Below are 13,114 nucleotides of genomic sequence, written 5' to 3' on the forward strand. Positions count from 1 at the left end.
CCTTATACCTGCGCTGGCTCGGCTACACGGACATACGGCGAGCCGACCAGCGGCCGCCCTCCGGCATAGGCCTGGCGGCCCGCGGGATCGTCGCCCAGGTCGACCCGACCGTCCGCCCCGCCTCCCTGCGCGACGTGGAGTGCCTGTGGCTGACGGCGATGACGGAGTCGACGGGCTGCGTCTACTTCTCGCTGGCCGGCTACGAGGAGGACGCCCGAGCCTGCGCCGACTCCCTCGGCATCCCCCTCTTCGTCCTGGACCTCACCGGCACCCCGCAGCCCGTGAACAGCCTCGCCGACGAACTCATCGCCACCGGAGCCTGACCGCCCCGACTCTCCAACTCCCCCCAATGGTCGAGCCCGTCAAAGAAATCGACGAGGCCGGCCCCGAAACCACATACTCGACCGATGCCCATCAGACCCGCCGCTCCCGCCGACCTCCCGCTGCTCCAGGACATCGAACGCGCCGCGGGCGAATCCTTCCGGGCCCTCGGCATGCCGGAGATCGCCGAGGACGAGCCGCCCGCGCTGGACCTGCTGGAGGGCTTCCGACTGGCGGGCCACGCCTGGGTCACCGAAACCGAAGCGGACGGCCGGGTCGTCGCGTACCTGATCGGCGAGCCCGTCGACGGCGCGTTCCACGTCGAGCAGGTCTCCGTCCACCCGGACGCCGCCCACCGGGGCGTGGGCCGGACCCTGATCGCGTACGCCGCCGAGCGCGCACGCGACCAGGGCCTGACCGGTCTCACCCTGACCACCTTCACGGAGGTCCCCTGGAACGCGCCCTACTACGAGCGCATCGGCTTCCGCGTGCTGGGCGAAGCCGAACTCACCCCAGGACTACGGAAGATCCGCGCCGCCGAGGCCGACCACGGCCTCGACCGCTGGCCCCGGGTGTGCATGTACAAGGCCACGGACCCCGCTTAGCCACGGGCACGCCGCCCGCCCGATCCGCGTAACTCTCGCCTAGTCCGCGTACGTCTCCCGCAACTCGATCTTCCGTACCTTCCCCGACACCGTCATCGGGAAGGACTCCAGGATCCGCAGCCGACTGGGCACCTTGTAGTGCGCCAACTGCCCCTCGCAGAAGGCCCGCAGCTCCTCCAACGTCAGCGGATCCGCGGAGTCGCGGGGGATGACACAGGCGAGCACCTCCTCGCCGTACCGTTCGTGGGGCACACCGACCACCTGTACGTCGGCGATCTTCGGGTGCGCGTACAGGAACTCCTCGATCTCGCGCGGGTAGATGTTCTCGCCACCCCGGATGATCATGTCCTTGATCCGGCCGACGATCTGCACGTATCCGTCGTCGAGCATCACGGCCAGGTCCCCCGTGTGCATCCAGCGCCCGGAGTCGACGGCCTCCGCGGTCTTCTCGGGCTCGTCCCAGTAGCCGAGCATCACGCTGTAGCCGCGGGTGCACAGCTCGCCCGCCGAGCCACGGGGCACCGTCACCCCCGTCGCCGGGTCGACGACCTTGACCTCGATGTGCGGCAGGACGCGCCCGACCGTGCCGGTGCGGTGCTCCAGGTCGTCGTCGCGGCGGGTCTGGAGGGACACGGGCGAGGTCTCGGTCATGCCGTAGCAGATGGACACCTCTTCCATGTGCATCTCGGCGACCACCCGTTTCATCACCTCGACCGGGCAGGGCGAGCCCGCCATGATGCCGGTCCGCAGGGAGGAGAGGTCGTACGTCGCGAAGTCCGGGAGGTTCAACTCCGCGATGAACATCGTCGGGACGCCGTACAGCGACGTACAGCGCTCCCGCTCGACCGCCCGCAGCGTCGCCGTCGGGTCGAAGGACGGTGCCGGGATCACGATGCAGGCGCCATGGGAAGTGGCCCCCAGATTTCCCATCACCATGCCGAAGCAGTGGTAAAAGGGCACGGGCAGACACACTCGGTCCTGCTCGGTGTAGCCGATCGTCCGGCCCACCCAGTAGCCGTTGTTGAGGATGTTGTGGTGCGAGAGCGTGGCACCCTTCGGGAAGCCGGTGGTGCCCGAGGTGTACTGGATGTTGACCGGATCGTCACAGCTCAACTCGACCTGGGCGGCAGCCAGTTGCTCGTGCGGAACTGAAGCCGCTCCGGCTGCGAGCGCGTCCCAGCTCGGATCACCGATGTAGACCGTCTCCCGCAACTCCGGGCATTTTCCCCGTACTTGGCCGACCAGCGCCCGGTAGTCGCTGCCCTTGTGCGCGAGCGAGGCGACCAGGACCGAGATTCCGGCCTGCTTGAGCACGTACTCCAACTCGTGGGCGCGGTAGGCGGGGTTGATGTTCACCATGATCGCGCCGATGCGCGCGGTCGCGTACTGGACGAGGACCCACTCGGGGCAGTTGACCGCCCAGATGCCGACGCGGTCGCCCTTCAGCACACCCTTCGCGAGCAGCCCGCGCGCCACCTCGTCGACCGCTGCGCCGAACTCGGCGTACGTCCAGCGCCGTCCGGAGGGCACGTCCACGAGCGCGTCCCGCGAGGGATACTCGGCGACGGCCCGGTCGAGGTTGGCGCCGATGGTGTCACCGAGGAGTGGTGTCGTGCTGGTCCCATGCGCATACGAGAATCCGCTCACCGGAAGTCCTCCTCGCGGTACTCGGCGTCCGACCCCGCCGCCGTCGCCTCACGCAGCTCGATCCGCCGGATCTTGCCCGACACGGTCTTGGGCAGCTCGCCGAACTCCAGTCGGCGGATGCGCTTGTACGGGGCGAGGACGGTGCGCGCGTGCTCGAAGAGCACCTTCGCGGTGTCGGGCCCCGGCTCCCAGCCCTCGGCCAGGACGACGTACGCCTTGGGGACGGCGAGCCGCAGCTCGTCGGGGGCGGGCACCACAGCCGCCTCGGCGACCGCCTCGTGTTCGAGGAGCGCGCTCTCCAGCTCGAAGGGGCTGATCTTGTAGTCGCTGGCCTTGAATACGTCGTCGGCGCGACCCACGTACGTGATGTAACCGTCCGTGTCGCGCGAACCGATGTCGCCCGTCCGGTAGTAGCCGTCCGCCATCGCCTCGGCCGTACGGTCGGCGTCGCCGTGGTAGCCGGTCATCAGGCCCACGGGGCGCGCGGACAGGTCGAGCGCGATCTCGCCCTCCGCCGCGCCCGGCGCACCCGACACGGGGTCGAGCAGCTCGACCCGGAAGCCCGGGCTCGGCCGCCCCATGGATCCCGTCTTGAGTGGCTGACCTGGGCTGTTGGACACCTGCACAGCCGTCTCGGTCTGCCCGAAGCCGTCCCGGACGGTCACACCCCAGGCCTGCCTCACCTGCTCGATGACCTCGGGGTTGAGCGGTTCCCCGGCGGCGACGGCCTCGCGCGGCGGCGTTCGCAGCTGGGTCAGGTCGGCCTGGATGAGCATGCGCCACACGGTGGGCGGGGCGCAGAAGGTGGTGACTCCCGCCCGGTCCATCTCGGCCATCAGCCGGCCCGCGTCGAAGCGCGTGTAGTTGTGGAGGAAGACGGTCGCCTCGGCGTTCCAGGGCGCGAAGAGGTTCGACCAGGCGTGCTTGGCCCAGCCGGGCGAGGAGATGTTCAGGTGCACGTCGCCGGGCTTGAGGCCGATCCAGTACATGGTCGCCAGGTGGCCGACCGGGTACGACACATGGGTGTGCTCGACGAGCTTGGGGCGGGCGGTGGTGCCCGAGGTGAAGTAGAGCATCAGCGGGTCGTCGGCCCGGGTCGGGCCGTCCGGCCCGAAGGTGCCGGAGGAGGCTCGGTGGTACACGTCCTCGTACGACTGCCAGCCGTGGCGCTCGCCGCCGACGGCGACGCGCGTGTAGTCGCCGGGCACCTCGTCGAACTTGCCGGTGTCCTCGGCGCGCACGATCACGTGCCGCACCCGGCCCCGGTCGACGCGGTCCCGCAGGTCGGCGGGGCCCAGCAGCGGGGTGGCCGGGATGACCACGGCGCGCAGCTTCATCGCGGCGAGCGCCGTAACCCACAGTTCGGCCTGGTTGCCGAGCATGACCAGGATCCGGTCTCCGGCGCGGACGCCCAGCTCGCGCAGCCACACCGCGACCTCGTCGGAGCGCACGGACAGCTCGCCGAAGGACAGCCGGGTCTCGCGGCCGTCCTCCTCGACGATGTGCAGTGCGGTCCGGCCGTTGCCGTCCGCGATGACGTCGAACCAGTCGAGGGCCCAGTTGAAGAATTCGGGGCGTGGCCAGCTGAAACCCTCGTAGGCCGTGGCATAGTCCTCGCGATGCTCCAGCAGGAAGTCCCGCGCGCTGCGGAAGCGCTCCGTTGACGTCGGCGTCGTCGTCATCTGTCCTCCTCGGACCCGGCACCATTGCCGGATGGCTCAATGACATCGTGTAATCCGTGATGCGGGTCTCACTACCCCCGGACGGGGGGTGCGCGGCGGAGAAGGGACGGTCACGTGGCAACAGGCGCAGCCGAAGCGGTGGAGATGCGCGGCGCGCTGATGCGGCTGCGCCGGGCGACGGGACTGCCGGTCGCCTTCGGCGGGCTGGTCGAGCCGGGCCGGCGACAGGTACGTATCAGCGAGCTGAACGGGACCGCGACGGCGGTGCTCAGCGCGCTCGCCGTGTCGTCGGGCCACGGTCTGGGCGGCAAGGCGGTCGCCCTGGCCCGGCCGTGTGCCGTCACGGACTACTCCTCCTCACGCCAGATCAGTCATGAGTACGACGCCGCGGTCGCCGCGGAGGGGCTGCGCTCCGTACTCGCGGTGCCGGTCGTCGTACGGCGTCGGGTGCGCGGTGTCCTGTACGGCGCCCTGCGCACGGCCCAAGCCCTCGGTGACCGGACGCTCGCCGCGGCGGTGGAGGCGGCGCGGGACATGGAGCAGTCGCTGGTCGTACGGGACGAGGCGCGTGACCTGCTGGCAGCGGCGCGCGAGCCGGGGGTGACGGCGGAGGGCGCGGCGTGGGAGCAGGTCCGGGAGGCACACGGGGCCCTGCGGGCGCTGGCCCCGCGCATCGTGGACCCGGCGCTGCGGGCGGAGCTTCTCGCGGTCTGTGACACGCTGGCCGCCGCGCCGGCCCCGGTGCCGACGGACCGGCGGGTCCGCCTTACCCCGCGTGAGCTGGACGTTCTGGCCTGTGTGGCGGTCGGCACGACCAACGCGGCCGCCGCGGACCGCCTGGGACTGCGGCCCGAAACCGTGAAGGCCTATCTGCACTCGGCGATGCGCAAGCTGGGTGCGCACACGCGGCTGGAAGCGGTGGTGGCGGCGCGGAGGGCGGGGGTGCTGCCCTGAAGGTCCATCCCTCCCCCCGAGCGTTCCATTCATGCACGGGCGCTCTGAAATCCCGTATGCCAAATCTCTGTTATTTCCCTCACGATAGAACGCACCGAAATTCATCACCTCTTTGCATAATATTGAGCCGGACACGACACGGAAGGAGCGGTGCGCGTGCGACGGGATTTCGAGGAGCCTGTCAGACCCCGTTTCGACCAGGTCGTCGGGGCAGATGAGCCGCTCAAACGAGCAGGTGAGCAGCTCTCCCGAGGGGGTAGCGTCCTGCTGCACGGCCCGCCCGGAATAGGAAAGTCGACCGTCCTGCGGGCAATCGCCGCGAATTACGCCGAATCGGCCAGGACCGTGTTGCGCTGCTCGGCGACCGAGTCCGAATCCCATCTCCCGTTCCTCGCGCTGGTCGATCTGCTCGGCCTCATCGCCGACGAGGTCGCGGACGCACTGCCCGCCCCGCAGCAGGCCGCGCTCGAAGCGGCGCTCACCGGCCGCGCCGAATCGTCTCTGCACCGGGACGGCCTCGCGCTACGGCTCGCGGTGCTGTCGGTGCTGCGCGCGCTGGCGGCCAAGGGACCCGTTCTCCTGGTCGCCGACGACCTCCAGTGGCTGGACGCGCCGAGCGCCGAGCTGCTCGGCTTCGCCGCCCGCCGCCTCGGCGGGATGCCGGTGCGGATGCTCGGCGCGGTGCGTACCGGCACGGAGCCGAAGGAGCAGGAGCATGATCCGTATCTACGCGCGTATCCTCCGGAGACGCTGGCCCTGCGGCTGACCCCGCTCTCCCGGCCGCACGTCGCCGAGCTCCTCGTCGCCCGCGGCTACACGGGGCTGCGTCGCTCGACCCTGCGGGACATTCACCACACCAGCGGGGGCAACCCGCTGTTCGCGCTGGAGCTCGCCCGCGCCCTGGCCGAGAGCCCGACGCCGCCCCGGCCCGGCGAGCCGCTGCCGGTGCCGACCTCACTGCGTGCCCTCGTGCTCAGCCGCCTCGAACTGCTGTCCGCCGACGCCCGGCAGACGTTGCTCGTCGCCAGCGCGGGAGCCCGCCCCACCCAGGCGCTGCTGCACGCCGCGGGCCGTACGAACGCTGAGGCCGAGACGGCACTCGCGGCCTCGCTCGGACTGGTGGCGGCCCATGGGCCGGACGGGCAAGGTCCGGACGGGCAGGAGGGTGCCGTACGTTTCGCGCATCCGCTCGTCTCGGCCGCGCTGTACGCGCAGGCGACGCCCCAGGAACGACGGGCCGCCCATGCCGCGCTGTCCACGGCTGCCTCCGATCCGATCGAACGGGCCCGGCATCTGGCGCTGGCGACCTCCGGCACGGACGAGCGGGTCGCGGCGCGGCTCTCCGAGGCCGCTGCCCTTGCCCGGGACCGCGGCGCCCCCTCGGTCGCGGCCCAACTCGGGCTGCTCGCCGCCCGGCACACCCCGCCGGGCAGCCAACCCGGCGCGGACGAACGGCGGTTGCGGTCCGCGGAGGACGCGCTGACCTCCGGCGAGATCGACCTCGCCCGCGAAGTGGCCCGCGACGTCCTGGACCGGGCGACCGACGCGGCCGTCCGGGTACGCGCCTGGATGGTCGTGATCGACTCGGCGGGCCAGGCGATGGCCGAGGTCGAGTCCGTCTTCCCTCAAGCCCTCGCTGACGCGGGTGAGGATCCGCGGCTGCTCGCACTGGTCCACTACCAACTGGCCTGGCGGGCACTGCTCGTGGAGGGCGAGATGGGCAAGGGCCGCGAGCAGGCCGCCGAGGCCGCACGGCTCGCCGCCACGGCCGCCGACCGGAGCACCGAGCTGCTGGCCCTGTCCTTCCAGGCCCAGATGGAGACCCTGATGGGCCACCCGGAGGCCCCGGCGACCCTCGAGCGGGCACTGACGGAACCGCAGGACCCGAGGGTGGCCTGCGACCACAACGGGGCGGGCGCCACCCGGTTCCGCTGGCAGATCATGAGCGACCAGCTCACCGAGGCGCGTACGACGATCACCCGGCTCCTGGGCGAGGTGCGTCGGCGCGGCATGGTCGAGAGCGAGGTGCACTTCCTGCGCGGGCTCGCCGAGACCGAACTCCGTGCCGGGCACTGCGGGCGGGCGCTCGATCTCGCCCACGAGAGCCTGCGGCTCGCCCGGGACACGGGCATCGGTGAGGCCGCGGGCAACATGTTCACCTCGCTCGCCGAGGCCGCGGGCGGCGATGTGCACCGGGCGCTCGTCCTGGCCGGCGACGCGGTGCGCCGCGCCGAGGACGACGGCGACCTGATCTACCTCTCGCGTGCGCTGGGCGCGCTGGGGCATGCCCAGCTGGTGGCGGGAGACGCGGCGGGGACAGTCCAGTCTCTGCGCCGGGCAAGGGAGTTGGAGCAGGGCCTCGGCATCTTCGACCCCGCTCGGGGCCGCTGGCACGGCGACCTCGCCGAGGCGCTCGTACGCATCGGCGAACCCGGGGAGGCGCAGGACGTCATCACCGCCACCCGTGAGCACGCGATACGGCTCCGGCGGGCGAGCGTTCTCGCCGTACTGGACCGGGCCGAGGCCCTGGTGAAGGCGGCCGGCGGCCAACACGAGGCGGCAGCGGAGCAGTTGACGTCGGCGCAGGACCGCCTGGCGCAACTCGGATACGGGCTCGAAGAGGCACGGGCCGCCCTCGCACTGGCGCGGCTGCGGGCGGAGCAGTCGGGGCCGGGACGGGGCTCTTACGACGAGGCGGCGCGCCTGTTCCGCCGCTGCAAAGCCGCGCCGTGGCTCCGCCAGTTGAACCCGGTCTCCGGGTCCGGCCCTGCCGCCACTCCGCCGATCATCGAGTCCGCCTTGCCCCAACTCGACCGGCTGGCCTCGACGGAGCGCCAGGTCGCGGCCCTCGTCCTGGAAGGCGCCACCAACCGCGAGATCGCCGCGCGGCTGTTCATCAGCGTGAAGACCGTCGAGGCGACGCTCACCCGGGTGTACCGGAAGCTGGGGATCCGGTCGAGGGTCGACATTGTTCGGTTGGCGGCGGGGCGGCAGCGGGGGGATTGAGCCGGGGGCGGCGGTCGCAGGGCCGGGGGCCCGGGGCGGCCCCGCGGTCCGGGGTTGGGTCGGGGTTGGGGTCCACAGCCTGGGTCGGGGTCTGGGGTCGAGGTCTGGGTCTGGGGTCGAGGTCTGGAGTCGGGGTCCGCGGTCTGGGGTCGGGGTTCCGCGGTCTGGGGTCGGGGTTCCGCGGTCTGGGTCGCGGTCTGGGTCGGGGCCTGGGTCCAGGCCTGGAGCCCACGGTCCAGGGTTGCGATTGCGGGTGTCCGCCAAATCCCGGCAGTCGGTGGCCGGCAGTCGGCAGGTCCAGCGGTAAGTGACCGGCGGTGCGGCGTGCTTGGCGACGGGAAGTCCGCCGCTCGGAGGCCAAGTGCCGCTCGGAGGCCAAGTGCCGCTCGGAGGCCAAGAGCCGTTCGAAACCAAGGTGCGGTCGGAGACCCTGGTGTCGTCAGCGGCCCACCGACGGGTTCAGCGGTTGGTGTCAGCCCGGAGGGCCGTGGCAGGTGACCGAGGGTTTTCCCTCGTCAACTCCCGCAGGGAGTTCCCTCATTGGGGAGAGGACGGGTCCGCTTCTAGCGTGGGACTCGCCCCGCAGGCTGTCGCTACACCCCCCACGCCACCCCCCACCGGCACTCCTGAGGAGAACCATGTTCGGGCTCACCCTTGCCAAGAAGGCCGCCGCCGTGACCGCGGCGATCGCCGCCGCCGCGACGACCGGCCTGCTCGGCGTGTCCACCGCAAGTGCCGCTCCCCAGCCCATCGTCGGGGGCTCGACGACCACGGCGTCGGCGTACCCGTACGTCATGCAGATCACCAACGCCTCGCAGTCCCAGTTCTGTGGCGGCACCCTGGTGTCGGCGACCAAGGTGGTCACGGCCGCCCACTGCATGGTCGGGAGAACCACGAGCAGTACCCGTGTGGTCGGCGGCCGTACCTACCGCAACGGCACCAACGGCACCGTCAGCCAGGTCAGCAAGATATGGATCCACCCCGACTACACGGACGCCGAGAACGGCGACGACATCGCGGTCCTGACCCTGTCCACCTCGATGCCGTACACGCCCATCAGCTACGTCTCCTCCTCCGAGACCAGCGTGTACGCGGCCGGCACCACCGCGCGGATCACCGGCTGGGGCACGACCAGCTCGGGCGGTTCGTCCTCCAACCAGCTGCGCACGGCCACGGTCCCGACCGTGTCCAACTCCACCTGCTCCTCGGCGTACGGCTCGTCCTACATCGCCTCCGACATGGTCTGCGCGGGCTTCTCCTCCGGTGGTGTGGACACCTGCCAGGGCGACAGCGGCGGCCCCTTCGTCATCGGCGGCAAGCTCGCCGGTATCACCTCGTGGGGCTACGGCTGCGCGGACGCCGAATACCCGGGCGTCTACACCCGCCTGACCACCTTCTCGAACCTCGTGACGACGCAGGTCAACAGCTAGCACCTCTCGCGGTACCTCTCAGTACAACGGTCGGCACACCTCCGGCACCTCTACCAGTACGTCCCGTCCCGAGACTTCCTGAGCACGACTCAGGTAGCGCCAGGGGGCGTTGCGGGCCTCCACGAGCGGCCCGCAACGCCCCCTTTCCATGTGCTGGGGCATCTGCCGGGACATGTACCAGGACATCTGCCAGAACATCTCTGGACGCGGTGTCAGTGCCGCCTGTTTCAATGGATTCCGGTGCGGGTGATGGGCTGAGCGATGGAGGTGACGGGCATGGTGTCGACGGACCGGTTCCTGGCTTTTGCGGTGATGTCGCTGCTGGTGGTCATGATCCCGGGGCCGAGCGTGCTGTTCGTGATCGGCCGGGCACTCGCTCACGGCCGACGCACGGCGGTGGCGACGGCCATCGGGAACGTCATCGGCTCGTATCTGCTGGTTGTCGCGGTCGCGCTCGGGGTCGGCTCGATAGTGGAGCGCTCGGTCGTCGTCCATATGACGGTGAAGCTGGCGGGGGCCGCGTATCTGATCTTCCTCGGCGTGCAGGCGTTCCGGCACCGCAAGGAGTTGAGGGCGTCAGCCATCGACCAGCACGCGGCCAAGTCGCCCGCCCGCGGCGATCTGCGGACACTCCTGGACGGCGCCCTGGTCGGTGTCACGAACCCTAAGGGCATAGTCTTCTTCGCCGCTGTTCTGCCCCAGTTCGTGGACCACTCGGCCGGTCAACTGCCCCTGCAGATGCTCGTGTTGGGCCTGATCCCGATATCCATCGGCCTGGTCACGGACACCGCATGGGGCTTGACCGCGGCCAAGGCCCGCAGCTGGTTCGCCCGCTCGGACCGCCGGCTGTCGATGATCGGCGGCGCGGGCGGCTTCACGATGATCGGGCTCGGGGTGACGGTGGCGACGACGGGCCGGGCGGACTGAGCGCGTCCATCGCACACATTTCGACCGCTCTTGTCTGTCACCTCTTGTCTGTCACCTCTAGCCGTTGTTGCCTGTCACCTCTTGGCCGTTCGTGGCCGTCAGCCTCGTACGACGGTCCCGAACCGGATGTCGTACGAGGACGCCTCACTCAGCACCGACAACATCCGCTGTCCTTCCTCGACCACGTCGTCGCGCTGCCTCTTGCTGAGCGTGCCGAACGGCTCGATGGTGAGCACTGCCTGGTCGCGGGACTCCTCCAGCCGCCATACGCCCTGGAGGAAACCGTCGACGAGCAGCGTGCAGTAGGCCTGGTTGCCCCGCCAACTGCGGCCCCGGTTCTCGGCTGAGACGACCCGGGAGCGGTCGGCGTGCGAGAGGAGCAGATTGTCGAACTCGGGCAGCAGGCGCGGCGGCGCGGGGGTGTCCGCGTCCGGGCGGGGCGCGTCCGGGAGATCGAAGAGTTCGACGCCGTTCTCGTCGCGGAAGGTGACCAGTTGGGGCCGCAGCCGTTCGAAGGCCTCGCGGAGCCGGGTCAGGCCCGCCCAGGTCTGCATGTCCTTGACGGAGGCGGGGCCGAAGGCGGCGAGATAGCGCAGGACGGTGGCGTCGGGGGCCGGGGTCGGCTGAGTCGGCCGGCCGAGCCAGTGCTCGGCGGTGGTGAGCGCGACCTGTCCGCTCTTCCCCCACATGCCACGAGGGGTGACCTGGACGAGGGGCAGTCGGCAGCGGGCCGCGATGGAGAGGGCCAGCGGATCGGCGTCCGGCCACTCGGCGAGCAGCACCTCGCGCAGCTGCTTCATGGTGCGTGGCTCGGCCTCGACCAGCTCCCGGCTGATCGCGGTGAGCCGGTCGAGGTCCACTCCGACGAGCCCCTTGCGGAAGCCGTACAACTCCCGCTCGCGCGCGGCCTGCACGAGCGGGCGGAGAGTGATGCAGTCGTCGGCGGTATGGGTGTGGATGGTGGAGCGCATGGTCACGATCCGGACGACCTCGCGGGCGCCCATCGCGGCCGACAGTTCCTGGGGCGTGAAGCCGTCCAGGCGGGCGGCGAGGGCGTAGTACGGGGGCTTCACGTTCTGCGCCTGGAGGCCGACGAGGTGTTCGACGGCCTCCGTCGCGGACAGGGCGGTCCGGCGCAGGAGGAGTTGCCGGTCGAGGGTCGCGCGGTTCAGCTCGCGGACGCGCAGCACGGGGTCGGTCGAGGTCTTCGTCATACTCCGCACGCTATCGGGACTTGCGGACACGTTCGGTCCGCAATCCTGCCGATCTCTGCATCCAGCGCACGCCCCACGCGCCCATCTGGCTTACCAGTGGCCCTCTCTACATTTCGGGGCGGGCTGGTGTGAGCGTGAGCCGGTTGTCGCTGCCCGGCGTCTTCCAACTGACGGCGTTGGCGTGGACGATGTATGCCTCGCTGATGTCGTCCTGGCCCTCAACGCATATAAAGCGGCGGCTTCCCTTGACCGCCCCTCGGTCGATCTGGGTGAAGTCAGGGAAGGAACGCAGTATGGGGGTGATGTAGCGGGTGCCGAAGATGTCGAAGACCTCGTACTTCTCGGTCGTGTTGCGCTTTTGGTAGGCCAGACGGAGGTAGTGCGCCCCGGCGCCTTGGACGATCATGCGGTAGGCGGGGTGGCCTGGGACGGTGCCGAGGGTGGCGTTCTGGACGTTGCCTTTGTTGCCGGTCATCCCGAACAGCTTCAGGCCGTCGACCAGGGGGGCGATGGGCTGGGTGCACCAGGAGTCGGCGTCGGTGTAGATACCGCCGTACTGGGCGAGGAGTTCGAGGCGCAGCAGGTCGGCCCGTATGGCAAGCGGCTGGTCGGCCAGGGCGTCGTAGATCCACTTGTTGTGGAGTGGGGGGAGGTTCTTGTCGGTCCAGAGCTGGACCTGGTAGTCCGGGTTGTGCTTCTTCCAGGTCTGGAAGTTGTCCCGGTAAGGGAAGGCGTTCTTGCCGATCCATATGACGTGAATCAGTTTGGGCATGCCTGCCCGCGTGGTGTCCGCCGATATGGCGGCTGCGGTCGCAGCGGTGGGTGTGCGAAATCGGTTGAGGATCACGGCGCCTCCCAGCGGACCATGGTGACGGAAAGGTCGGCCGCCTGCGATGCGGCGATCGGCTCGTTGCGCTCGGCTGTCCGGGCCGGGTCGAAGCGCTCCGAGTCCTTGGTCGAGACGACGGGCAGGCCGCAGCGCATGGCCTCGACGGTCGTCGTGCCGAACGACTCCCGGCTTGAGATGACGGCGGCGAGGGCGATCGGGTGGGCAGAACCCATCAGAGAGAGGAACAGGGGCTCGTCGCGGTGGCCGAGCACCGAGACGGTCTCGACGTCATGCTCGGCAAGGTTGTACGTCGTCCGGATCGCCCTCCCAATTCCGTAATCGCTGCGTAACGCTGAGGAAATCTGCATGCGTCCCCGTATCTCCTTCTCATCCAGCTAACCGAGGGCTAGACCGGAGAGTTGGTGGAATGGTTGGGCTTGCTTACCAACTTGTTCTCGAAGAGTTGGGCTATCGGTAACCGCTTTCGGGAACGTTTTGC

At 70.1% G+C, this 13,114-nt stretch carries 9 protein-coding genes and 2 pseudogenes; 6 read left to right on the forward strand and 5 right to left on the reverse strand.

Annotated features, from left to right (window positions below; all coding sequences use genetic code 11):
- A pseudogene (locus tag ACTWQR_RS25690) lies at positions 1-323 on the forward strand (hypothetical protein); the annotation flags it as partial.
- A gap of 84 nt (positions 324-407) precedes the next feature.
- Entirely contained in the window at positions 408-926 is a 519-nt protein-coding gene (locus ACTWQR_RS25695; protein WP_443229526.1) for a GNAT family N-acetyltransferase, read from the forward strand.
- A gap of 39 nt (positions 927-965) precedes the next feature.
- Here ACTWQR_RS25695 and ACTWQR_RS25700 read toward each other — a convergent pair whose 3' ends face one another.
- Both ACTWQR_RS25700 and ACTWQR_RS25705 read right to left on the reverse strand, forming a co-directional pair.
- Positions 966-2,573, reverse strand: a complete 1,608-nt coding sequence (locus ACTWQR_RS25700; RefSeq protein ID WP_443229527.1) for an AMP-binding protein — start codon at positions 2,571-2,573, stop codon at positions 966-968.
- Positions 2,570-4,255: an AMP-binding protein gene (locus ACTWQR_RS25705; RefSeq protein ID WP_443229528.1), complete on the reverse strand. Its 1,686-nt coding sequence runs from the start codon at positions 4,253-4,255 to the stop codon at positions 2,570-2,572. The genes ACTWQR_RS25700 and ACTWQR_RS25705 overlap by 4 nt, the downstream gene beginning before the upstream one ends.
- 144 nt (positions 4,256-4,399) lie before the next feature.
- Between ACTWQR_RS25705 and ACTWQR_RS25710 the strand changes: the two genes are divergently transcribed.
- The 4 genes from ACTWQR_RS25710 to ACTWQR_RS25725 all read left to right on the forward strand — a co-directional run bounded on the left by ACTWQR_RS25710 (position 4,400) and on the right by ACTWQR_RS25725 (position 10,572).
- On the forward strand, positions 4,400-5,209 hold the full coding sequence (locus ACTWQR_RS25710; protein WP_443229609.1) for a response regulator transcription factor: 810 nt from the start codon (positions 4,400-4,402) through the stop codon (positions 5,207-5,209).
- 150 nt (positions 5,210-5,359) lie between these two features.
- Positions 5,360-8,215: an AAA family ATPase gene (locus ACTWQR_RS25715; RefSeq protein ID WP_443229529.1), complete on the forward strand. Its 2,856-nt coding sequence runs from the start codon at positions 5,360-5,362 to the stop codon at positions 8,213-8,215.
- Between the two features lie 638 nt (positions 8,216-8,853).
- Entirely contained in the window at positions 8,854-9,645 is a 792-nt protein-coding gene (locus ACTWQR_RS25720) for a S1 family serine peptidase (protein WP_443229530.1), read from the forward strand.
- Positions 9,646-9,921: 276 nt separating this feature from the next.
- Entirely contained in the window at positions 9,922-10,572 is a 651-nt protein-coding gene (locus ACTWQR_RS25725; protein WP_443229531.1) for a LysE family translocator, read from the forward strand.
- Positions 10,573-10,670: 98 nt separating this feature from the next.
- On the opposite strand, the gene ACTWQR_RS25730 is transcribed toward ACTWQR_RS25725, so the two are convergent.
- The 3 genes and pseudogenes from ACTWQR_RS25730 to ACTWQR_RS25740 all read right to left on the reverse strand — a co-directional run.
- Positions 10,671-11,786, reverse strand: coding sequence for a winged helix DNA-binding domain-containing protein (locus tag ACTWQR_RS25730; protein WP_443229532.1), 1,116 nt, complete (start codon positions 11,784-11,786; stop codon positions 10,671-10,673).
- A 106-nt stretch (positions 11,787-11,892) separates the two neighbouring features.
- Positions 11,893-12,558, reverse strand: coding sequence for a glycosyltransferase family 32 protein (locus ACTWQR_RS25735; RefSeq protein ID WP_443229533.1), 666 nt, complete (start codon positions 12,556-12,558; stop codon positions 11,893-11,895).
- Between the two features lie 182 nt (positions 12,559-12,740).
- A pseudogene (locus tag ACTWQR_RS25740) lies at positions 12,741-12,902 on the reverse strand (glycosyltransferase); the annotation flags it as partial.
- Positions 12,903-13,114 lie beyond the last annotated feature (212 nt).

Source organism: Streptomyces sp. 2A115, assembly GCF_052245575.1.
Classification (GTDB): Bacteria; Actinomycetota; Actinomycetes; order Streptomycetales; family Streptomycetaceae; genus Streptomyces.